The sequence below is a fragment of the Bacteroides rodentium JCM 16496 genome (assembly GCF_000614125.1).
Lineage (GTDB): Bacteria > Bacteroidota > Bacteroidia > Bacteroidales > Bacteroidaceae > Bacteroides > Bacteroides rodentium.
The window spans coordinates 48,740-71,257 of the sequence record NZ_BAKJ01000010.1 but is presented as its reverse complement, the minus strand read 5'-3'; the positions used below and the strand labels follow the sequence as shown (position 1 = coordinate 71,257).

The following is a 22,518-nucleotide window of genomic DNA, read 5'->3' as shown; positions in this document are numbered from 1 at the left end:
TAGCTACCGAGTTGAATTGGATAATCCCCAAACAATCAAAACCGTTGGTAAGAATAACACAGAATTCATTTTTACTCATATACCGTATAATGAACCAGTATCCGTATCCATCTCATTAATTAAGAATGACGAGGTTGTGAAAACAACCTCGATCCAAGCAAGGATTGATGGTCTTGACAAGGAAATATCCAAAGTAATCATTCCCGATCAAGGCAGTGTTACGGGTGGAGACGGTATGTATTCCGTTCTGTTACCTGATGGTAGAAGCATATTTCTGATGGGCGATTCGTATATTGGAACCGTTTCCAATGGACAGCGTTCTACTTCAGACCATATGTACCGGAATACGTATATTGTGTATGATAATGGAAAAGTCAGTGCTATTTACGGAGCCAATGGCAACAAAAAATCTTCTGCTGCTGTTCCTCCCAAATTTCCTGATGAAAAGAAATGGTATTGGCCCGGGCACGGATTTGTAGACGGCAATAAACTCTACATATTCCAGACATTGATGTACCAGGGGGGAGACGGTATGTGGGGCTTCATGTACGAAACCACCCATATCCTGGAGTATAGCCTGCCTGGTTTGAACTTGGTGAGGACTACTCCTATACCTTTCAATGGTTCTGAAGATGTTCATTATGGAATGGCAGCATTGAAAGAGGAGGATTATGTTTACATTTATGCTCAGGTAGATGTGAAGAATGATGCGAATCCCATTTCCGAAGTGTTGGTCGCAAGGTCTACTATGAACAATCTGTATACGAATTGGGAGTATTATACCGGTTCCGGTTGGAATACGGATGCTTCATTAGCTGTAAAATTGGAAGGTTTGGCAAGTGTACCGGTTTCCTCACAATTCAATGTGTTCAAGTTGCGTGACAAATACGTTTTGCTCACACAGAAGAAGACGTTTAACTCCGGTGAAATCTATACGTTTATAGCTGATAGTCCTAGTGGTCCATGGAGAAACAAACAGCTTATTTTCAAGACATACGAACAGAATACTCCACACTTATTTACTTACAATGCGATGGCTCATCCGCAATTCGAGAAAGACGGCATGATATTGATAAGTTACAATGTCAATACCGAGACTTTTGCGGAGCAATTCAGCGATGTAAGTACATATCGTCCCCGGTTCTTCTGGGTGGATATAAATAAGATATTAGAAAAATAAAACTTAAAAAATAAGATATGAAAAAGAATATATTGATTTTTGCAATAGCCTCATTGCTATTCTCTCTTGCAGGTTGCGATACAGATGACCGGGTAAAGATGAGTAAGGATTATCCCGCTGATGGTGATATAAACTATGGTATCAGACAAGTAATGCAATATGATGATGTGAATATTAACGGTATAGATATTGCATCAAAATTTGCATTCTTCGATACATTCAGGTTGACCATACACTATACTGATAGTAAGATTAGCGGAGTAACTTTTTCTAATGGAGACGTACCTTTTTCTCCATATAACTTTGAAATTCCGGAGGGCAGAATCGATTGCTATTTAGATACCGAAGCTCTTCCTAATGAATTGCGCATTACCGGAACAGAGAATGTCATCGCTTATTATCAGAATGGTGAATTCAGCATTCCTTTCCAACTGGATTGCCCGTCACTGGATTATAAGTACACGTTTAAGAGTATTAACAAATAAATAAAATACATATGAAATCGATGAGGAAATATATGCAGTTACTGCTTCTTTTGGTAGTACCATTTTTTGTTATCACTTGTATGACAATAGAGGATGTTATTCATCCTGACGATGCACAAGTGGACAGTGATATCAATATCTCTGTAAAAATTAAGATTGTTGCCGAAACGGATGGTAACAGTAAGTTGGCATTCGGTATATTGGTGCCCAAAAGCTGGAATGTGGCTAATAATGCTACCTTGACACTTTCTACCACAGCAGCCTTTGCCGGTAACACTGTTACCAATGAACCTATGGTACTTGTTGGGGCTGGAGAAAAGAACCCATCGGATGCTTTGCCATGGGCTTCTTCGTTCCAGAGTAAAATTGGTATATTGGATAATACGGGACCGGTAGAGTGGGTAGTATTCAAGTCTGCCACTACTTTCCAGATAAATGATACCAATCCCGATCAAAAAGAAGTGAATGGTACAGTAAATATTAAACTTCATACAGGTCCGAGAGCTATCAAATTCTATATGGGATATACATTCTGTGGTGAAGCATTTGGATTCAACAATGAAAAGTATCCTGATGATTATGTAAAGGTCGCTAAAGTTCTTGAAGTAACCGGCGGAGACGAACCGATGATGGATTTCACTGCTGATCCTGCTATATCATTTGTACCAGCTACTTTCGGTTTTGGTGATATTTTCTCTATCAGATATAATGAGCCTAACTATGTGACTGAAGGAGGTCTCAAAGGTGGTGATGCCTATCTCGCAGGAAAAGTCATATACGAAGAAAATGGAGTGGAGAAAGAGAAAATTGTAGATGAAACAAGTAGTAAAACACTGATGGAACCATTGGGTGATTTGGGGCAAGTTACTTCATTCCAGAAATATATTTATCCGAAAGACTTTTTTGATTTGCCTAAAGATGTTGTTATCCTGAGTATGCAAGTACATTTCACAAACAAGGATAAGAGTGTTGTTATTCTGGATAATGAGACAAACGATGATTTTGTAGTAGAAGAAACGTGTGAATAAAAAGTGAGGGTGTGTCTAAGACGAAAGGAATGTGAATTTTACTTTTGATACACCCTCTTTATTTTGAATATGAAGATATTCTTTCTGTTATTATTGTTCTGTGCCGGTGGCTGTTGCTTGCATGCACAGTCTCAGATTCCCCTATTCAAAAAGGGGGAACGCGTAGCATTTGTCGGGAATAGTATTACCCATGGCGGACATTATCATTCGTTTATCTGGCTGTATTACATGACTCGTTTTCCTAATAGGCCGATTACGATTATGAATGCCGGGATCGGTGGAGAGTGTTTATGGGATATTAAGGACCGGATGGACTATGATGTTTTCGATAGAAGGCCCACTTTTGTGATTCTTACTTTCGGTATGAATGATACTGGCTATGATATTTATCTGAAGGACAATGCCAAAGAACTCTCGGAAGAACGGATAACGAAGTCATTGGACAGTTTCCGGGAAATAGAGAAGTGGTTGTTGGCTAAGGATAAGATTACTAAAGTGATGATAGGTGGTTCTCCTTATGATGAAACTTCAAGGTTCAATAATTTCATCCTTCATCAGAAGAACAATGCTATTCTGAAGATAATAGATGCCCAACGTGCATCGGCAGAGAAGAATTGTTGGGGTTTTGTTGATTTCAACCAACCTATGCAGGAAATAAGTTTGAAAGAACAAGCGAAAGATTCCACATTCTCTTTTTGCCGGATAGATAGAATCCATCCGGATAATGATGGTCAGATGGTTATGGCATATCTATTCTTGAAGGCGCAAGGATTGGCGGGAAATGAAATTGCAGAAATCTCAATAGATGCGCATAACTCAAATGTGATAACCCATAAGAACTGTAAAATATCAGGGTTGAAGAAGCTAGGGAACGATTTGGCTTTCGACTATTTGGCTTACTCTCTTCCTTATCCTCTCGACTCCATTTCGAGGCATGGTTGGGGAGATAGAAAATCACAACGTGATGCAATGCAGCTGGTACCGTTTATGGAAGAGTTCAATCAGGAATACTTTCAGGTGACCAACTTGGATAAAGGCATTTACCGATTGATTATAGACAATCAGTTGATAGATGATATTTCATCCGACCAGTTGGCTCAAGGGATTAATTTGGCAGATTATCCTACTACCCCTCAATATCAGCAGGCTGCCAAGATTATGTATCTGAATGAGGAACGCTTTGAAATCGAGAAACGTTTTAGGGAATATCTGTGGACGGAATATTCCTTTTTGAAGAAAGAAGGACTCTTATTCTCAGATAATCAGAAGGCTATTGATAAACTTAAAGAGTATTTACCCAAAGATATTTTTCTCAGAGCAAGCTATGATTGGTATATCAAAGCGATGTATCCTGAAATACGTGAAGTTTGGAGTAATTATATGAATGCTATTGTTGAAATGATTTATAAAATAAATAAGCCGGTCACTCATAAGATACAGTTAAAACGAATAGGCTAATAATAGTAATACAACGAATGAAAAGCATGAATAGACTTATATATTTGATAATCTTCTTTTTCTTCTCAACGGAGATGTATGCTCAGTTGAAAGATCTGGTACAGTATGTAAATACCCTGCAAGGTACTGATTCTCACTTTGGGTTGAGTTATGGAAATACATATCCCACAACTGGGATGCCTTATGGCATGCATACATGGTCGGCACAAACCGGTCCGAATGGAGAGGGATGGAAGTATCAATATGCTGTAGACAGCATCAGAGGTTTTTGCCAGTCACATCAGTGTAGTCCGTGGATGAGTGATTATGCAGTCTACTCATTTATGCCGGTGGTGGGTGAATTGGTAGTCAATCAAGACAAACGAGCAGCCAAGTTCAGCCACGACAATGAAATAACACAACCACATTATTATAAAGTGACGTTGAATAACGGCGTTACTACCGAAATGGCTCCTACTACGCGTGGGGTACATTTGCGTTTTTCATATCCTTCGGCGGGAGACGCCTATTTGGTGATTGACGGATATATCGACCAAAGTGAAATAAGAATAGAACCGGCTAAGAGACAGATCTTCGGCTGGGTAAACAATCAGCGGTTTGTGAATGATTCGAAATCTTTCCGCAATTATTTTGTAGTTCAGTTTGATAAACCTTTTGAGGATTATGGTGTATGGGAAAATCAGAAAGATGAGATGTTTCCCAAAAAGCAGGATGGAGCAGGAAAAGGATATGTGCATATATCAAATTCAAGAAAGGCTCAAAAGTACAAGCTAAAGCTGCCTCTTCTTACATCAGTGCTGAACAAGCATTGGTTACTCTGAACAAAGAATTGGGTGCAGATAAGACTTTGGAAGTAACTAAGGCCCGAGGCTGGAAAATATGGAATGAACTGTTGAACAGAATCATCGTCGAAGGGTGCACAGATGAACAACTGAGGACTTTCTACTCTTGTTTGTTCCGCGCCAATCTTTTCTCCCGTAAGTTCTACGAACGTAAAGTGAATGGAGAACCTTATTATTACAGCCCGTACAACGGAAAGATATACGACGGGTATATGTACACGGACAATGGTTTCTGGGATACTTTCCGTTCTCAGTTTCCTTTGACTAATATTCTTCATCCTACTATGCAGGGACGCTATATGAATGCGCTCCTTGCAGCACAACAACAATGTGGCTGGTTGCTTCCTGGTCTGCTCCGGGTGAAACGGGTGGTATGTTGGGAAATCATTCTATTTCACTCTTGACAGATGCTTGGTCGAAAGGTATTCGTTCTTTCGACCCAGAACAGGCGTTGGAAGCCTATGCTCACGAAGCAATGAATAAAGGTCCTTGGGGCGGTGCTAACGGGCGTGGATTCTGGAAAGAATATTTTGAACTGGGGTATGTTCCTTATCCCGAATCTATGGGAGCAAGTGCCCAAACGATGGAGTACGCATACGATGATTTTTGCGGTTATCAACTGGCTAAGATGATTGGCAACAAGCATTATCAGGAAGTATTTGCCCGGCAGATGTATAATTATAAGAATGTCTTCGATCCTGCTATGGGATTTATGCGTGGCAAAGGGAGCGATGGTAAATGGCAAGAGCCGTTTGATCCATTGGAGTGGGGTGGACCTTTTTGTGAAGGTAATGCCTGGCATTACACCTGGTCTGTATTCCATGATGTACAAGGCTTGATTGATTTATTTGGCAGCGATGAGAAGTTTACTACCAAGATAGATTCTGTATTTACTTTGCCCAGTACCATCAAACCTGGTACCTATGGTGGTGTCATCCACGAAATGACAGAAATGGAACTGGCCAATATGGGACAATATGCTCACGGTAACCAGCCGATTCAACATATGCCCTACTTGTATAATTATGCCGGCCAACCGTGGAAAACACAGTATTGGGTGCGCCAGATTGTGGAAAGATTGTACAACTCTACCGAAAGGGGATACCCGGGAGATGAGGACCAGGGGGGAATGTCTTCATGGTATATCCTGAGTTCACTTGGCATATATGCAGTCTGTCCGGGTACAGATGAATATGTAATTGGCAGCCCTCTGTTTAAGAAGGTTACCATAACCTTGGAGAACGGAAACAAATTTATAATCGAGGCTCCGGAGAATAGCAAAGAGAATGTGTATATACAGTCTGCTACTATAAATGGAAGAGTTTTGGATAAGAACTATATTCATTATAGTGATATAATAGACGGTGGAGTACTGAAATTTGAAATGGGAAGCCAGCCCAATAAAAGTAGATGTACTTCAAAATATGCAGCCCCTTTCTCTTTGTCAAAAAGATAAGTGTTGATAAAGTTGTACTATAAAGCATATAAAAAATGAAGTCTAAATTTTTATTTAGTTTATTGTTTTCTCTTATTTGGGGAGGAATAATTGCATCACAAGCTGCGACGGGCAATTATGCCCGTCAAGTCAATACGTTGATTGGTACTAAAGGCGTAGGACTAACCTCAGGTTATCTCTATCCGGGGGCAACCTATCCTTACGGTATGGTACAATTTACGCCTTCTTATTTTTCAAAACGCTCCGGATTCGTAATCAACCAGTTAAGTGGCGGAGGTTGTGAACATATGGGTAATTTCCCGACTTTTCCAGTAAAAGGAAAACTGGAGATGTCCCCTGACAATATTTTGAATTATCGTATCAATGTCACTGAAGAACAAGGACATGCCGGCTATTATGAAGCTATAGTACAAGAAGACATTAGGGCCAAACTGACTGTGACCGAAAGAACCGGTATGGCAAATTATGAATATCCGGCAGACCTGCAGTACGGTACAGTGATTATCGGCGGAGGTATTTCTGCCACTCCCATAGAACAAGCTGCTGTTGTGATAACCGCACCAAATAAGTGCGAAGGATATGCTGAAGGAGGGTATTTTTGCGGCATCCGCACTCCATATAAAGTCTATTTCGTTGCAGAGTTCGATGCAGATGCTTTAGAATCGGGTACTTGGAAAAGAGACGAACTGATGCCGAATACAACTTTCGCTGAAGGCGAGTACTCAGGCGTCTTTTTTACTTTCGATGTAAGTAGGAAAAAGAATATCCAATATAAAATTGGTATTTCTTACGTTTCAGTAGAGAATGCTCGCGAAAATCTGAAAGTGGAGAATACCGGCTGGGATTTTCAACAAATACAAGACCAGGCAGAAGCCCGATGGAACCATTATCTGGGTAAGATTGAAGTCGAAGGTACCAATCCTGATCGTACTGCTCAGTTCTATACCCATATGTATCGTTCTTTTATACACCCGAATGTATGTAGTGATGTGAATGGCGAGTATATGGGAGCAGACTATAAAGTGCATAAGTCTCGCTCTAAGCACTACACTTCCTTTAGTAACTGGGACACTTATCGTACACAGATTCAATTGTTGTCCATACTCGACCCGGAAGTCGCTTCCGATATTGTCATCTCCCATCAGCTGTTTGCTGAGCAGTCCGGTGGCGTTTTCCCACGATGGGTGATGGCAAATGTGGAGACAGGTGTGATGCAAGGTGATCCGAGTCCTATCCTGATTGCCAATGCATATGCTTTTGGAGCCCGTAATTACGATCCGAAACCCATTTTCAAGATTATGCAGAAGGGTGCCGAAACTCCAGGAGCCAAATCGCAGGATGTGGAAGCCCGTCCAGGTTTGAAGCAATATTTGGATAAGGGCTACTATAATGCTTCCATTCAATTAGAATATACCTCCGCCGATTTTGCTATCGGACAATTTGCTCTGCGTGCCGTAGGCGATGAGTTTGCCAGCTGGCGTTTTTTTCATTTTGCCCGTTCTTGGAAGAACTTGTATAACCCAGAAACCGGTTGGCTGCAATCGCGTCATCCAGATGGTTCCTGGAAACCGCTGAGTGAAGACTTTAGAGAATCTACCTATAAAAATTATTTTTGGATGGTACCTTATGACATAGCGGGCCTGATAGAGATTATTGGCGGTAACCAAAAGGCGGAAGTACGCTTGGATGAGTTTTTTGTCCGCTTGGATGCCGGATATAATGACGCTTGGTTTGCTTCTGGTAACGAACCGAGTTTCCATATTCCTTGGATATATAATTGGGTAGGGGCTCCTTACAAGACGCAGGAAATCGTCAACCGTGTGCTGAACGAACAGTATTCAAGCAGAATTGATGGTCTTCCGGGCAATGATGATTTAGGTACGATGGGGGCATGGTATGTCTTTGCTTGCATCGGCCTTTATCCCGAGATTCCTGGTATCGGAGGTTTCACGGTGAATACTCCGATTTTCTCTTCCGTAAAGGTGCATTTGCCCAAAGGCGATATCGTGATAAAAGGCGGCTCTGAGAAAAATATCTATATCAAGTCTATGAAACTGGATGGTAAACCGTGCGAAAGCACTTGGATTGATTGGGAACAACTCAGCAAGGGTGCTTTCATAGATTATGTTACTTCGAGTAAACCGGATGTGAAATGGGGCACTAAAATAGTTCCTCCTTCTTTTCCTTAATTAAGTTCAATCCATAAATATTGTAATGGTATGAAAAGATTCTTTTTTAATATAGCCTTATTAATAGGTGCTGCACTTGTTTCTTCGTGTGCAGAAAAAAAGCAAGTAGTGGATCTCCCAGATTGGGCTTGGGTAGATTTCCAACGTCCTGAGGGCATTAATCCTATTATTTCTCCTGATACAACCAGTCTTTTTTATTGCCCGATGAGGCAGGATTCGGTAGCTTGGGAAGCAAGTGATACGTTTAATCCCGCTGCTACCATCTATGATGGAAAGGTTGTTGTGCTCTACCGTGCCGAAGACAATTCAGCTGTCGGTATCGGCTCACGTACTTCTCGTTTGGGATATGCGTACTCCGATGACGGTTTGCATTTTCAACGAATGTCTATACCGGTATTCTATCCGTCCGATGATAACCAAAAGGAACTTGAATGGACTGGTGGTTGCGAGGACCCACGTATAGCTGTGACTGAAGACGGTCTTTATGTGATGCTTTATACACAATGGAACAGAAAGCTGGCACGTTTGGCTGTTGCTACTTCCCGTAACTTGCAAGTGTGGGAGAAGCATGGACCAGTTTTTGCTCAAGCTTATAACGGACGTTTCTTTGATGAGTTCTCCAAGTCTGCTTCTATCGTAACCAAATTAGTGGATGGAAAACAGGTAATTGCTCAAATCGACGGAAAATATTGGATGTATTGGGGGGAGAAATTTGTAAATGTAGCCACTTCTAATGACCTGGTGAACTGGATACCTATGTTGGATGAAAAGGGAGACTTTTTGAAAGTAATCGCTCCACGTGAGGGTAAGTTCGATAGTTCATTGACAGAATGTGGACCTCCAGCTATCATGACAGATAAAGGTATCTTGTTATTCTACAACGGTAAGAATGCTGATGGAGCGGAGCGAGATACGTTATACACAGCGAACTCTTACTGTGCCGGCCAGGCTTTGTTTGATGCCAAAGATCCGACTAAGTTGCTTGATCGTTTGGACAAGCCATTCTATGTGCCGGAATCGGACTTTGAAAAGAGTGGGCAATATCCTGCTGGAACGGTATTTATTGAAGGACTTGTGTTCCACAATCAACAGTGGTATTTGTATTACGGCTGTGCCGACTCCCGTGTAGCGGTAGCTGTATATAATCCGTCTAAGAAATAAATCTCTATGAGAAAGTTTGGTATTTTTCTTTCGTGTATTTGCCTTGCGCTACCGTTGGTGGCTCAGGAACAGTTTTTCTTTACAAATCCTGTGATTAGAGGAGACGTAGCTGATCCTTCCATGATTAGGATAGATGATACGTATTATGCTACAGGTACTTCTTCGGAGTGGGCTCCTTACTATCCAGTGTTTACTTCCAGAGACTTGGTAAATTGGAAGCAGATAGGCCATATCTTTGCGAAGAAACCGGAATGGACTTCCAATTCTTTTTGGGCTCCGGAATTATTTTATCACAATAATAAGGTTTATTGTTATTATACCGCCCGTCAGAAGGATACCGGAATCTCATATATCGGGGTTGCTACCTCTGATTCTCCTTTGCACGAATTTACTGATTACGGGCCTATAGTAGAATATGGTACGGAAGCTATTGATGCATTTGTTTATGACGACAGCGGGCAGTTGTATATCAGTTGGAAAGCCTATGGGTTGGATAAGCGTCCGATAGAACTACTGGGATGCAAACTCTCTATTGACGGGCTGCGTTTGGAAGGTGAACCTTTCTCCTTATTGGTAGACAGTGAAGACCAAGGAATGGAAGGACAGTGCCACTTTAAGCATGGAGATTATTATTACATTATATATTCGGCTCATGGCTGTTGCGGTCCTGGTAGTGATTATGATGTGTATGTGGCACGTTCTAAGAATTATTGTGGTCCTTATGAGAAATATCAAGGAAATCCCATTTTGCATGGAGGTGAAGGTGATTATATGTCATGTGGCCATGGCACGATAGCTATGACCCCCGACGGACGTATGTTCTATATGTGTCATGCCTATCTGAATGGTGCAGGCTTCTATACCGGACGCCAGCCCATCCTGCAAGAATTGGAAATGACGGATGACCATTGGATACGATTTAAGACTGGACACCTCGCTGTAGCGAAGCAGCATGTACCTTTTGCAGGAACTCGACAAGAGCCGTTGCTAGACTTTGAAGATAACTTTCAGGGAAATAAACTGAAGGTAGAGTGGAATTGGAATTACCCATATTCGGACATCGATGCGGTTGTGAAAAAAGGTCAACTCTCCTTATCTGGCATTTTGAAAGGAGGAGGTGAGCATGGTACGGCGCTCTGCCTGCGTTCCCAGTCTCCTGATTATACCTGCGAGACGAAGGTGGTCAATGCTAATCAAAGTCTGAAAGGCTTGACGCTGTATGGCGATGATAAGAACCACGTCGTTTGGGGAACTTCTGGAGATAAGTTGCTCTTGAAAGTTGTCAAAGATAATGTAGAGTCGGTACTCTATGAAACAGTTTATCTAGATAAGGAAATCTATCTGAAAACAGAAGTGGAGCGAGGATACATTTTTCATTTCTTCTGGAGTAAGGATGGAAAGACTTGGAATTTAGTGAACAATACTTCTTCGGAAGGCAATGATTTAATTCGTTGGGATAGGGTACAACGCCCTGGACTATTGCACAACGGTGCTAAGAACTCTCCCGCTGAGTTTGCTTATTTCAAAATGAGGATTAAAAAAAGAACCTTATAAACAACATTGAAACATGAAAAAGATTTTAGTATTGGTAGCGGCAACATGCATGTTTTGCACTACCGCATTTGCCCAGACTGTAAAGCCTTTTAAGGAAGGCGACCGAGCAGTCTTTTTAGGAAATAGTATAACAGATGGCGGACATTATCATTCGTACATTTGGCTGTATTACATGACCCGTTTCCCGAATATGAATCTCCGCGTATTCAATGGCGGTATAGGCGGTGATACGGCTTTTGATATGAACAAGCGTCTGGATGGTGATATTTTCTGCCTGGAGCCAACCGTACTTATGGTCACTTTCGGAATGAATGATTCCGGTTATTTCGAATATAATGGTGATAACCCCAAAGAATTCGGCGAACAGAAATATCAGGAGAGCATCAAGAACTACCAACAGATGGAGAAGCGTTTTAAAGAACTTCCCAATACTCGCATTGTGATGTTGGGGACTTCTCCTTACGATGAAACAGTTCAACTGAAAAGCAATGCGCCTTTCAGGACGAAGAATGAAACCATTAAGAGAATTGTTGAGTATCAGAAACAGTCTGCAGCGGAGAACAATTGGGAATTCACCGACTTGAATGAACCGATGACCACTATAAACCGTCAATTCCAACAGAAAAATCCTTCATTCACCCTTTGCGGTCGCGACCGTATCCATCCTGATAATGACGGGCACATGGTGATGGCATATCTTTTCCTGAAAGCTCAGGGATTTGCTGGTAAGGATGTGGCAAATGTGAAAATTGATGCCAATAAGAAACAAACAGTAACGTTTGAGAACTGTACAATTTCCAACATTAAGAGGAATGGTAAGGAACTGAGCTTCGACTATTTGGCGAAATCTTTACCCTATCCTTTGGATACTATCCCTCGTGGATGGGAACAGAGTAAAAGTCAGGCAGAAGCCATGAAAGTAGTTCCCTTCATGGATGAGATGAATCGTGAAATGCTGAAAGTAACCGGACTGAAAGGCAATTATAAACTGCTTATTGACGGTGAGGAAATTGGTATCTGGAATGCTGGTGAACTGGCAGCGGGCATCAATTTGGCTAAGGAAACAAAGACCCCCCAATACCAGCAAGCATTAGTGGTGATGCATCTCAATGAATATCGTTGGGAGATTGAAAGAACTTTCCGTGACTACGCTTGGATGCAATTTGGCTTTTTCCAGCAGAAAGGTCTACTTTTTGCCAATGACCGAAGAGCGATTGAAGTGATGGATGATAATGTCGAAAAGAATGGCTGGGTGAAAGGACATAGAGATACCTATACCCGGTTGATGTCTGAGGCTGTCCGCGATGCACGCAAGCAGGAAATGGAGATTCTTATCAATAAGATTTATGAAGTCAATAAGCCTATAACCAGGAAGGTGCAGTTGAGGCAGATGTAAACTATTGGGCTACATAAAACCGAAATATGATAATGCTGATAACATGAATGAAGATAATACCTATCATGTTATCAGCATTTTTTGAGTATCCTTGATAAGACTTAATTTGTAGAACTAAAATATAGTCTTATAAGTGTCGCCCCTTTTGAGTAAGATTGTTTTTTATTCCGGCGGATAGGTTGTCTGCCGGGATATATATAGCTAAACCGATAACGGCTTAATTGAGCACCACTACTTAAAAGAAATACCTCAGTATATCATTGAAGTTTGCCCAAATCAGCAAACCGAACAAGAGGAACATGCCCACCATCTGCGCACGTTCCATAAACTTGTCGCTGGGCTTGCGGCGTGCAATGATTTCGTAAATGAGGAATAACACGTGTCCGCCGTCCAGTGCGGGGATGGGCAGAATATTCATAAAGGCAAGGATGATGGAGAGGAATGCCGTCATGTACCAGAACTGATGCCAGTCCCACGTGGCGGGGAAAATACTGCCGATGGTTCCGAAACCTCCGAGTTGCTTGGCTCCTTCCTTGGAGAAGAGATATTTCATCTGGCCTACGTAGCCTTTCAGAGTCTTTACCCCCAAAGATACGCCGGCAGGGAAGGAAGAAAGGAGGCTGTATTCCTTGCGGACAACGGGCAGTAGTTTATCGGTTGCCGTACGTGCTGCCACGCCTATTTCATAGTCGGCATTGGTCGTCATGCTCAAGGTATCCGTCACACCGTTACGGACGTATGTCAAGGTTACCTCATGGGATGCATTGGCTTCCTTGCGCTTCAGCATCTCTTCTTTGAAGTCGTAGTAAGCTATTGACTTTCCATCCAAGTGGGTGATGCTGTCACCTACTTGCAGACCGGCGGAAGCGGCAGGGTATCCTACAATCAGGCTGTCGACTACATAAGGGAAACGGAAACTGGCGAAACGCACACTGTCTGCCAGCAAGCGGTTCATCATGTCTTCGGGGATGTAGACTGAAGCGGCTTCCCCGTCACGCAATACGCTTACCTGGCGGGCATCGACAATACTGGTCAGCAGGTCGCCGTCATAGCGTTCGAACGGTACCCCGTCGGCAGATATCAGGATATCGCCGTCGCGGAAGCCTATGGCTTTGGCTGTTTCGTTAAAGTCCATACCCAATGGGGCTTTTTGTACCGGTATATATTCGTCGCCCCAAGTAAAAAGTATCATGGAATAGATGAACAATGCGAGCAGGAAGTTGAACAATACACCGCCTACCATAATCAGCAGGCGCTGCCATGCCGGCTTGGCACGGAACTCCCATGGCTGCATGGGTTGCTTCATCTGTTCGGTATCCATAGATTCGTCTATCATACCTGCTATTTTTACATAGCCACCTAAGGGTAGCCACCCGATACCGTATTCCGTGTCACTGTGTTTGGGCTTGAACTTGAATAATGTGAACCAAGGGTCAAAGAATAAGCAGAACTTTTCTACCCGCGTCTTGAACAGACGCGCAAAAAGGAAGTGCCCCCCCTCATGGATGATAACGAGCAGTGAAAGGCTCATGATGAGTTGCAGGGCACGAATCAAGAATGTTTCCATCTAATTATTTGCTGTTTTACGATTTCTATAATTTTCGCAAAGGTACGTTTTCTTATTTAACGTGTCAAATGAGCAGATGTTTTTTATAATACATTAAATGGTGGGCGACACCAGCCAACGGCTGATATTACGCTCCTCCGCACTGAACTCCACACCAAGCTTCACCACTTCACGGCTGTCGGCTTGGTAGGGTATCAGATAACCTTTTTCTTCAATCTGCTTCAAGGCTTCTTCGGCTGTGTCGTTCAGTTTGAATTCAAAGACGTAAATGTACTTCGGGGTTTTCACCACGGCATCCGCACGGCCTTTGGCACTCTTTACCTCTGCCTGGGTGAACTGTCCCATCAGCTTGAATACGAGGTAGAACACTACTTGATAGTGCCGCTCGGTCTTCACGTTCAGTTCGTATGGAAAGTCGGCGAAGAAGGCTTGGAGGCGGGTGAGGAAGGAGTCGTAATCGCCATTTTCCAGCTCATTCACAAACTTGCCGATATAAAAGCTTTGATCGTCATTTTTTATTGGGGTATAGAATGGAATGAGAAAATTCAGAAAACCATAACGGACTTCATCATTTGGAAATGCTAACAAATAACTCCGAAAGCGATTATTATAATCCTTAATAGTCAGATATCCGCTTTGATATATCAGCGGAATGGGGTTGCTTGCATCCATTTTATATTCGGTGAATGTGGAGGCTGGAGCTTCGATACCGTCTATGAGGGTGCGGAGGTCATATTCCGTCTCTTCGAGCATCTTGACAAGGATGGTGGGGGTGCCGGTCTGGAACCAGTAGCTGTCGAATTTGAGGCCATCGAAGGCATTCAGTACGCTGAAGGGATTGAACACGCCTTCGGCAAATTCACAAAAATGATAGCCGTCGTAAGTGGACTCCATTTTGGCGAGCGTTTCTTCCCAGGTCAGCCGGTTGGCTTTGGCCAAGAACTGCAGTTCCGGGGTAAAGGTGTCTATCAGCTCTTGCCGGGTGATGCCGCATACTGTGGCATATTGGGGCTTCAGACTGATGTCGTTCAGTTGGTTGAGGTCGCTGAAGACGCTGACTTGCGAGAATTTCGTGACTCCCGTGAGGAAGGCAAAGCGCAGGTACCGGTCACTGCTCTTCAGTACTCCATAGAAAGCTTTCAGCGTATTGCGGTAGTCTTCCAGCAGTTCGGTGTTGTCCAGGGCTTGCAGCAGAGGCTTGTCGTATTCGTCGACCAGCACCACGACACCGCAGCCGGCTTGCTGGCTGGCACGGCGGATGATGCCGGAAAAGCGGGTGGAAAGTGTCGTTTCATCTTCGCCTTTGCCATACTTGGACTCCCATTGTGTCAGTTGGTTGCTGAGGATTTGTTCCAGCCGTTGCGGTGCGTCATATTTTTCCGCATTCAGGTCCAGGTGCAATACCGGATACTTGTTCCATTCCTTCTCCAGCTGTTCGATGGCAAGTCCTTTAAAAAGTTCTTTTTTCCCTTCAAAATAGGCCTCGAAGGTGGAGAGGAGCAGGCTCTTGCCGAAGCGGCGGGGGCGGCTGAGGAAGTAGGGAGTGGAGGTGTAGGCCAGTCTCCATACCAGTTCAGTCTTGTCTACATAGAGATAACTCTCTTCGCGCATCTTTTCGAACGTCTGTATCCCTATCGGGAGTTTGCGCATCAATGCATTATATTCCATTGCCATACACTCTATTCTTTTTAAGTGCTTCAAAGGTAATCATTATTTTCGATAAAACGTGCATTGCTGCCTGTCATTCAAAAGCATGGCGAAGAATCCGTTCTCCCTGCGCACAGCTCTCGTGCTATCCGTCGGGCTTCGGCATCCGTAGCCACATAGTCTTCATAGGTGGGCTTCTGTAAGTAGGATACGCGCGACATGGTCTTTTCTATTACGTTACTCATGCCAAGGAACGAAATTTTGTCCTGCAGGAAGGCGGCTACCACCACTTCATTGGCGGCATTAACAATGCAAGGCATGTTGCCTGCACGATGTAGCGCTTCGTAGGCCAGGGCGAGGTTACGGAAACGGGTGGTGTCCGGTTGCTCGAACGTCAGTTCCGTGCACAGCTTGAAGTCCAGGCGCGGGAAGGAGGCTTTCAACCGGTCGGGATAGGAGAAGGCGTACTGGATGGGCAGGCGCATGTCCGGCATTCCCAGTTGTGCTTTCACGGCACCGTCCTCAAACTGTACCATGGAGTGGATGACGGATTGCGGGTGTACCACAACTTCTATCTGGTCGGGACGTACACCGAACAGCCATTTAGCTTCGATTACCTCGAACCCTTTGTTCATCATGGAAGCAGAGTCTATCGTGATTTTGGCGCCCATGTCCCAGTTGGGGTGTTTCAGTGCTTGCGCTTTGGTGACGGTTGTCAGTTGCTCCATGGTGCAGGTGCGGAACGGACCTCCGGAGGCAGTCAATATCACTTTTTCTATCGGGTTGCCTATCTCACCGGCCAGGCACTGGAAAACGGCAGAGTGCTCGGAGTCGACGGGCAGGATGGGGACACCGCTGAAGCGTGCCAGGTCATTGATGAGCTCTCCCGCCACCACCAGCGTCTCTTTGTTGGCAAGGGCTATCGGCTTGCGGGCGCGGATGGCATTCATGGTAGGCTTCAGCCCTGCATATCCCACCATGGCGGTCAATACCATATCGATGGGATTTTCGGTCACAATCTGGCAGAGGGCATCTGCGCCGGCATATACCTTGATGGGCAGGTCGGCAAGCGCTTCTTGCAGTTGCGTGTATTTCGATTCGTTGGCTATTACCACTGCCTCAGGCTTGAATTTGCGTGCCTGGGCTATGAGTTCCTCTACGCGGTTGTTGGCGGTCAATACGTATGCTTCGTACTGGTCGGGATGTTCTTCGATGACCTGCAACGCTTGTGTACCGATGGAACCGGTAGAACCGAGTATGGCAATCTGTTTCATATACTATTATGCTATTTACAATTTACTGTTTGGAGACTAAAATACGATGTAAAGCTCGGGATTTACAGCCCTGCCCTTATGCCACAGCTCGAAGTGGAGGTGGGGGCCGGTGGACAGCTCGCCGGTATTTCCCACCAGTGCGATGGCTTCGCCCCCCTTCACCGCATCGCCCTCCCGCTTCAGCAGAGAGCCGCAATGCTTGTAGACTGACACGAAGTCCTGGTTGTGCTGTATTTCTATCAGATAACCCGTCTCGGCAGTGTAGGTACTCAGTATGACGGTGCCGTCCAGTGTGGCCAATACGCTTTCGCCCGGATTGGCGGCAATGTCCGTGCCGAAGTGTTTTGTTTCGGCATTGAAGGGAGATGAAATCATGCCGCGTGTGGGGCGGTAGAAAATCAGTCCGTCTATTTCGGGTCGGGCGGTGATGCTCGTCAGGTTGTACTTTTCTGTCTCTTCGTACTGCTTGCGGAATTCGGCTTCCCGTTGTGTGCGTTCCATGAGCGAATCTTCGCGCAGGTTGGTCAACGAGTCGATGGAGTGTATGGTATCCGCCTTTATCTTGCCCTGGAAGATGTCCTGGATATTCATGATATAAAGGTTCTGTCTGTTCACCAGTTGCTGAAGGGAATCTACGCGCAAGGCATTCTCCACTACCTGGGCGCGGATTTCACTGTTCATATATCCGGGCAGGTAGTTGCGCAGCGGGGTGAAGGCTACAATCAAGGAGGCGATGAGAAACAATACGAACAGCACGGAGAGTAATACGGACAGCCCGTTCAGCTTGGATACGCGCAACGTGATAATATCCTCAAGGGTATTTTCGTTCGTAATCGTCAGTCTGTACTTGAACTTGATGTTGCTCCAAAATGCTTTTCTCCGTTTCTTTTTCATACCTCTTCTGTTTCGTCCAAAGCTATCAAACCTTCCGGCAGGTCTACGGTGATAACCTTGTGCTTCTGGTCAATGTCTATGATAAACTCTTCTTGTGCCGGCACCAGCAGTTCTTCTCCCTGATAATCCACCACAAACAGTGTGTTGATGGTCGATGTGTCCACGTCCGTCACTTCTCCCAGCGTGCCGTGATGTGCTTCCTCCATACGGAAACCGACGAAGAAGTCCCAACTCAGTTCACCCGGTCCTGCCTCTTCCGCATGCTTTATGGGGAAGTAGACCTCAATATTGGTGAACATGCGGGCGCGTTCTGCCGTGTCCACGCCTTCCAGTTTGACAAGGGCGGTGGTGTCGGAGCGGAAACGGTATTCTTCCAAGAAGAAAGGCACCAGTATACCGTCCAGCAGGCAGATGAGGTATTCGGCTTCCACCCGGTCAAAGATGTCGTCCGTAAAAGTGAACGACAGTTCTCCGTGAATGCCGTGGGGCTTGTTGAATATACCTATCTTATATACTTCTTCTCTCTTTATCATCTTATTCAATTCTTGTTATTCTTGCTCCGAGTGCATTCAGTCGTCCTTCGATGTTCTGATACCCACGGTCTATCTGCTCAATGTTGTGGATGCGGCTGATGCCGTCCGCACTCATGGCAGCTATCAGCAGGGCGATGCCCGCACGGATATCGGGCGAAGTCATGTTGCCGCCACGTAGTTTGAAGCCGTGGTCGTGACCGATGACAACGGCGCGGTGCGGGTCGCAGAGAATGATTTGCGCTCCCATATCTATCAGCTTGTCCACAAAGAACAAACGGCTTTCGAACATTTTCTGATGAATGAGTACACTGCCTTTTGCCTGGGTGGCAACCACCAGCAGCACACTGAGCAAGTCCGGTGTCAGTCCGGGCCAGGGCGCGTCGGCAATGGTCATGATGGAGCCGTCGATAAAGGACTCTATCTGGTACGTCTCTTGTGAGGGCACGTAAATATCGTCTCCTCGCTGCTCCATCTTGATGCCGAGTCGGCGGAAACTGTCGGGGATGATTCCCAAGTTTTCGTAGGAGACGTTCTTGATGGTCAGTTCACTACGGGTCATGGCAGCCATACCGATGAAACTGCCCACTTCAATCATGTCGGGTAGGATGGTATGCTCTGTACCGTGTAGCTCGTCCACTCCTTCGATGGTCAGGAGATTGGAGGCAATGCCCGTTATCTTGGCTCCCATCCGGTTCAGCATTCGGCAAAGTTGCTGCACGTAGGGTTCGCAGGCGGCGTTGTAGATGGTGGTCTTGCCTTTGGCAAGGACGGCTGCCATTACGATATTGGCGGTTCCCGTTACAGATGCCTCGTCGAGTAGCATATAACTGCCATGCAGTTGTTTGGCTGAGATTTCGTAGATGCCACGCTCCTCATTATAGACAAAGTCGGCTCCTAAATTCTGGATACCGATAAAGTGTGTATCTAGACGGCGGCGTCCTATCTTGTCTCCACCCGGCTTGGAAATCATGGCCTTGCCAAAACGTGCCACCATCGGCCCCACCAGCATGACGGAACCGCGCAGGCTGGAACATTTCTTCAGGAACGCGTCACTTTCTAGATAGGCGAAATCAATGTCGGCAGCTTGAAAGCTGTAAGTGTCAATGCCTTTTTTAGATACGCTGACTCCCATATCCCGCATCAATTGAATAAGGTTGTTGACGTCCAGTATGTCCGGGATATTGTGCACAGTCACCTCTTCGGCAGTGAGCAATGTGGCGCAGATAATTTGCAACACCTCGTTTTTTGCTCCTTGGGGGTAAATGTCACCGGAAAGTCTGTGTCCTCCTTCGATTACAAATGATGCCATGAAATTAGTGATTAGTGGTTAGTGATTAGTGACTAGTGGCCTGCATGGTGATGCCGCATGGCATTAACCACTAATCGCTAATCATTTCAATTTAGTATTTTCGTTTATTGTTCCGGTTGTTGTTCCGGTTATTCTGGTTGTTCACCTTCGGACGGTAGTTCTGGTCAATACGTTCGGCCATGAGACGGACGATACTGTCTGTCATTTGCAGTTTTCCGTCAGAGAGTTCGGTGAGGTCATCTGAAATCTTACGGTCATCGACGGTATCTTTGTTCCATGCCATGTAGTCTTTCTTCATGTGGTTACAAATGAGCGCTATCAAGTTCTGCTTCTCTTCTCCTTCCGGAAATTCGATGGCTTTCTTTATCAGTACTTCCAGTGTACGGCCATAGTGGCGGTAGCGGATTTTGGTACTGGGGTAGGGGATGCTCTCCGGCTTGGTATTCAGATTGTCCTTGCGGATAATTTCGTACGGATAATCTATATCCAATTGGAAGTTGGCCATGATGGCAAGGTGGTCCCACAGCTTATGTTTGAAGTCGGGCACATCGCGCAGATGGGGAAACATGTTTCCCATGATGTTGATGATTGTGTTTGCGCAACGCTGGCGTTCTGCACGGTCTTCGATTGTCAGCGCGTGGTCTACCATATTCTGGATGCTGCGACCGTATTCGGGCAGGGGCATCCGTTTTTGTTGAGTGTTATATTGCATCTTTAATTAGTGATTAATGTTCAATGATTAGTGATTAGGGTTTAGCGATTAGTGGTTAGTGATTAATGATTAATGGGCTACGCAGTGATACCGCATGGTATTCATCCCTAATCCCTAATCGCTAAACCCTAAATAAGTTTCTTTGGCGTGCCGGCTACGAATTCCTTCAAATAGAAGGGCTCGAAATAGGCCACATCCTTGAAATCTTGTTCGGCTATTGCCTTCTCTGCCAACGGGAACATCATGCCGGCAAGCGGGCGGATGCCGTCGATGAAGTGTGCATTGGGATGCGTGATTTTCTCTTTGCATTTGGCTGCACCGTCACCGAAGAAATAGACGGAATGTTGCTCTAAGAATTCCAGGTAGGAGTTTTCGTCCACAATATCGGCTGCAATGTTGCGCACCGGTTTCAAGGCACGGTCGTAGATGGCAGCATAGACTTCCATGCGGCGGGCGTCAATCATCGGACAGAGCAGTGCGTCGTCGGGCAACTCATCGTGGTAGAGCAATACCGGCACACACTGGACTTTCAGGGTCTCCAGCCCGATAAGTGGCAGGTTACGTCCATAGCAGACACCTTTTGCCATCGACACGCCGATACGCAACCCGGTATACGAACCGGGACCGCAGCTCACGGCGACTGCATCCAACGGCATGGCATGGCTATCGGCAAAAGATAGCGCCTCGTCCACAAAGACTCCCAATGAAACGGCGTGTGAAGGGCCATTCAGGTCCTCTTTCTTGAAAACGTTCTGTCCGTCCTCGCTCACGGCTACGGAGCAGGCAGAAGTGGACGTTTCAATATGCAAGATACATGACATAACTTTTATTCTTGATTTTATTGTGGCAAATTTACGTGATTATTTTCACTAATTAAAATAATCGTGTAATTTTGCGCAAAACTATAACATTATGATACAATCTATGACAGGCTACGGCAAAGCAACCGTCGAACTGCCTGATAAGAAAATCAACGTTGAAATAAAGTCGCTCAATAGTAAGGCAATGGATTTATCTGCCCGCATTGCTCCGCTTTATCGAGAGAAGGAGATGGAAATCCGTAATGAAATATCACGGAAACTAGAACGCGGAAAGGTGGATTTCAGCCTTTGGATAGAAAAGAAAGAGAGTGCGGAAAGTGCCACCCCCATCAACCAGACATTGGTGGAGGGATATTACAAGCAGATTTGTGCTATATCAGAAAATCTGGGGATACCTGTGCCGGATACGACGGACTGGTTTGCCACGTTACTCCGTATGCCGGATGTGATGACGAAGAATGATACGCAGGAACTGAGTGAGGAGGAATGGGCTGTGGTCTATTCGGCTGTGGAAAAGGCCGTCGGTGCGCTGGTGGACTTCCGTAAGCAGGAAGGAGCTGCCCTTGAAAAGAAGTTCCGTGAGAAGATCGCCAATATTTCCCATTTGTTGGAGACTATCGCTCCCTACGAGAAAGAGCGTGTAGCCAAAGTGAAGGAACGTATTACCGATGCACTGGAAAAGACCTTGAGTGTGGATTATGACAAGAACCGCCTGGAGCAGGAGCTCATCTACTACATCGAAAAACTGGATGTGAACGAAGAGAAACAGCGTCTTGGCAATCATCTGAAATATTTTATCAATACGCTGGAAACCGGAACCGGACAAGGCAAGAAGTTAGGGTTCATCGCCCAGGAGATGGGACGCGAAATCAATACCTTGGGCAGTAAGTCCAATCATGCGGAGATGCAGAAGATTGTCGTTCAGATGAAGGATGAGCTGGAGCAAATCAAGGAACAGGTACTGAACGTCATGTAGTATTAAATAGTAAATTGTAAATAGTCAAATCGTAAA

At 45.0% G+C, this 22,518-nt stretch carries 17 protein-coding genes and 1 pseudogene; 10 read left to right on the top strand and 8 right to left on the bottom strand.

The window, feature by feature from the left end:
* Positions 1–136: 136 nt before the first annotated feature.
* The 9 genes and pseudogenes from JCM16496_RS06455 (at position 137) to JCM16496_RS06415 (ending at position 12,749) form a co-directional block, all read left to right on the top strand.
* Positions 137–1,180, top strand: a complete 1,044-nt coding sequence (locus tag JCM16496_RS06455) for a DUF5005 domain-containing protein (protein ID WP_244440261.1) — start codon at positions 137–139, stop codon at positions 1,178–1,180.
* Between the two features lie 17 nt (positions 1,181–1,197).
* Positions 1,198–1,665 (top strand): hypothetical protein, encoded by a 468-nt coding sequence (locus JCM16496_RS06450; RefSeq protein ID WP_025833128.1) that lies wholly within the window; start codon positions 1,198–1,200, stop codon positions 1,663–1,665.
* 11 nt (positions 1,666–1,676) lie between these two features.
* Positions 1,677–2,693 carry a DUF4961 domain-containing protein gene (locus tag JCM16496_RS06445; RefSeq protein ID WP_025833126.1) on the top strand — a complete coding sequence of 339 codons (1,017 nt, stop codon included), beginning with the start codon at positions 1,677–1,679 and terminating at the stop codon, positions 2,691–2,693.
* A gap of 69 nt (positions 2,694–2,762) precedes the next feature.
* Entirely contained in the window at positions 2,763–4,151 is a 1,389-nt protein-coding gene (locus tag JCM16496_RS06440) for an SGNH/GDSL hydrolase family protein (RefSeq protein WP_128809480.1), read from the top strand.
* 26 nt (positions 4,152–4,177) lie between these two features.
* A pseudogene (locus tag JCM16496_RS06435) lies at positions 4,178–6,449 on the top strand (GH92 family glycosyl hydrolase).
* Between the two features lie 35 nt (positions 6,450–6,484).
* Positions 6,485–8,638 carry a GH92 family glycosyl hydrolase gene (locus JCM16496_RS06430; RefSeq protein ID WP_025833122.1) on the top strand — a complete coding sequence of 718 codons (2,154 nt, stop codon included), beginning with the start codon at positions 6,485–6,487 and terminating at the stop codon, positions 8,636–8,638.
* 30 nt (positions 8,639–8,668) lie between these two features.
* On the top strand, positions 8,669–9,799 hold the full coding sequence (locus JCM16496_RS06425; RefSeq protein ID WP_025833119.1) for a beta-1,2-mannosidase: 1,131 nt from the start codon (positions 8,669–8,671) through the stop codon (positions 9,797–9,799).
* A gap of 6 nt (positions 9,800–9,805) precedes the next feature.
* Positions 9,806–11,353 carry a family 43 glycosylhydrolase gene (locus JCM16496_RS06420; RefSeq protein ID WP_025833118.1) on the top strand — a complete coding sequence of 516 codons (1,548 nt, stop codon included), beginning with the start codon at positions 9,806–9,808 and terminating at the stop codon, positions 11,351–11,353.
* Between the two features lie 13 nt (positions 11,354–11,366).
* The gene (locus tag JCM16496_RS06415) at positions 11,367–12,749 is read left to right on the top strand and encodes an SGNH/GDSL hydrolase family protein (RefSeq protein WP_025833115.1); all 1,383 of its coding nucleotides are present in this window, start codon (positions 11,367–11,369) and stop codon (positions 12,747–12,749) included.
* 235 nt (positions 12,750–12,984) lie between these two features.
* Here JCM16496_RS06415 and rseP read toward each other — a convergent pair whose 3' ends face one another.
* The 8 genes from rseP to tsaB form a co-directional block, all read right to left on the bottom strand.
* Complete coding sequence (gene rseP, locus JCM16496_RS06410) at positions 12,985–14,316, bottom strand: RIP metalloprotease RseP (RefSeq protein WP_025833113.1); 1,332 nt, start codon at positions 14,314–14,316, stop codon at positions 12,985–12,987.
* Between the two features lie 93 nt (positions 14,317–14,409).
* A complete protein-coding gene (locus tag JCM16496_RS06405; RefSeq protein WP_025833112.1) occupies positions 14,410–15,984 on the bottom strand; it encodes an ATP-binding protein in 1,575 nt (524 codons plus the stop codon).
* Between the two features lie 77 nt (positions 15,985–16,061).
* Positions 16,062–17,237: a 1-deoxy-D-xylulose-5-phosphate reductoisomerase gene (locus JCM16496_RS06400; RefSeq protein WP_025833110.1), complete on the bottom strand. Its 1,176-nt coding sequence runs from the start codon at positions 17,235–17,237 to the stop codon at positions 16,062–16,064.
* Between the two features lie 36 nt (positions 17,238–17,273).
* Positions 17,274–18,131 carry a M23 family metallopeptidase gene (locus tag JCM16496_RS06395; protein WP_025833109.1) on the bottom strand — a complete coding sequence of 286 codons (858 nt, stop codon included), beginning with the start codon at positions 18,129–18,131 and terminating at the stop codon, positions 17,274–17,276.
* The gene (gene rimM, locus JCM16496_RS06390) at positions 18,128–18,664 is read right to left on the bottom strand and encodes a ribosome maturation factor RimM (RefSeq protein ID WP_025833108.1); all 537 of its coding nucleotides are present in this window, start codon (positions 18,662–18,664) and stop codon (positions 18,128–18,130) included. Before rimM ends, JCM16496_RS06395 begins: the two co-directional genes overlap by 4 nt.
* A 1-nt stretch (position 18,665) precedes the next feature.
* Complete coding sequence (gene murA / locus JCM16496_RS06385) at positions 18,666–19,973, bottom strand: UDP-N-acetylglucosamine 1-carboxyvinyltransferase (protein ID WP_025833107.1); 1,308 nt, start codon at positions 19,971–19,973, stop codon at positions 18,666–18,668.
* A 91-nt stretch (positions 19,974–20,064) separates the two neighbouring features.
* Positions 20,065–20,685 (bottom strand): DUF4290 domain-containing protein, encoded by a 621-nt coding sequence (locus tag JCM16496_RS06380; protein ID WP_005826977.1) that lies wholly within the window; start codon positions 20,683–20,685, stop codon positions 20,065–20,067.
* Between the two features lie 128 nt (positions 20,686–20,813).
* The gene (gene tsaB / locus JCM16496_RS06375; RefSeq protein WP_025833106.1) at positions 20,814–21,506 is read right to left on the bottom strand and encodes a tRNA (adenosine(37)-N6)-threonylcarbamoyltransferase complex dimerization subunit type 1 TsaB; all 693 of its coding nucleotides are present in this window, start codon (positions 21,504–21,506) and stop codon (positions 20,814–20,816) included.
* Between the two features lie 91 nt (positions 21,507–21,597).
* Here tsaB and JCM16496_RS06370 point away from each other — a divergent pair, with 91 nt between their 5' ends.
* Positions 21,598–22,482, top strand: a complete 885-nt coding sequence (locus tag JCM16496_RS06370; protein WP_025833105.1) for a YicC/YloC family endoribonuclease — start codon at positions 21,598–21,600, stop codon at positions 22,480–22,482.
* Positions 22,483–22,518 lie beyond the last annotated feature (36 nt).

Bases quoted from the DNA above. Each gene is read 5' to 3' on its own strand.
- murA (WP_025833107.1), bottom strand. From the start codon at position 19,973: ATGGCATCATTTGTAATCGAAGGAGGACACAGACTTTCCGGTGACATT.
- JCM16496_RS06380 (WP_005826977.1), bottom strand. From the start codon at position 20,685: ATGCAATATAACACTCAACAAAAACGGATGCCCCTGCCCGAATACGGT.
- JCM16496_RS06395 (WP_025833109.1), bottom strand. From the start codon at position 18,131: ATGAAAAAGAAACGGAGAAAAGCATTTTGGAGCAACATCAAGTTCAAG.
- JCM16496_RS06405 (WP_025833112.1), bottom strand. From the start codon at position 15,984: ATGGAATATAATGCATTGATGCGCAAACTCCCGATAGGGATACAGACG.
- JCM16496_RS06445 (WP_025833126.1), top strand. From the start codon at position 1,677: ATGAAATCGATGAGGAAATATATGCAGTTACTGCTTCTTTTGGTAGTA.
- JCM16496_RS06370 (WP_025833105.1), top strand. From the start codon at position 21,598: ATGATACAATCTATGACAGGCTACGGCAAAGCAACCGTCGAACTGCCT.
- rseP (WP_025833113.1), bottom strand. From the start codon at position 14,316: ATGGAAACATTCTTGATTCGTGCCCTGCAACTCATCATGAGCCTTTCA.
- JCM16496_RS06450 (WP_025833128.1), top strand. From the start codon at position 1,198: ATGAAAAAGAATATATTGATTTTTGCAATAGCCTCATTGCTATTCTCT.
- JCM16496_RS06430 (WP_025833122.1), top strand. From the start codon at position 6,485: ATGAAGTCTAAATTTTTATTTAGTTTATTGTTTTCTCTTATTTGGGGA.
- tsaB (WP_025833106.1), bottom strand. From the start codon at position 21,506: ATGTCATGTATCTTGCATATTGAAACGTCCACTTCTGCCTGCTCCGTA.
- JCM16496_RS06420 (WP_025833118.1), top strand. From the start codon at position 9,806: ATGAGAAAGTTTGGTATTTTTCTTTCGTGTATTTGCCTTGCGCTACCG.
- JCM16496_RS06425 (WP_025833119.1), top strand. From the start codon at position 8,669: ATGAAAAGATTCTTTTTTAATATAGCCTTATTAATAGGTGCTGCACTT.
- JCM16496_RS06440 (WP_128809480.1), top strand. From the start codon at position 2,763: ATGAAGATATTCTTTCTGTTATTATTGTTCTGTGCCGGTGGCTGTTGC.
- JCM16496_RS06415 (WP_025833115.1), top strand. From the start codon at position 11,367: ATGAAAAAGATTTTAGTATTGGTAGCGGCAACATGCATGTTTTGCACT.
- rimM (WP_025833108.1), bottom strand. From the start codon at position 18,664: ATGATAAAGAGAGAAGAAGTATATAAGATAGGTATATTCAACAAGCCC.
- JCM16496_RS06400 (WP_025833110.1), bottom strand. From the start codon at position 17,237: ATGAAACAGATTGCCATACTCGGTTCTACCGGTTCCATCGGTACACAA.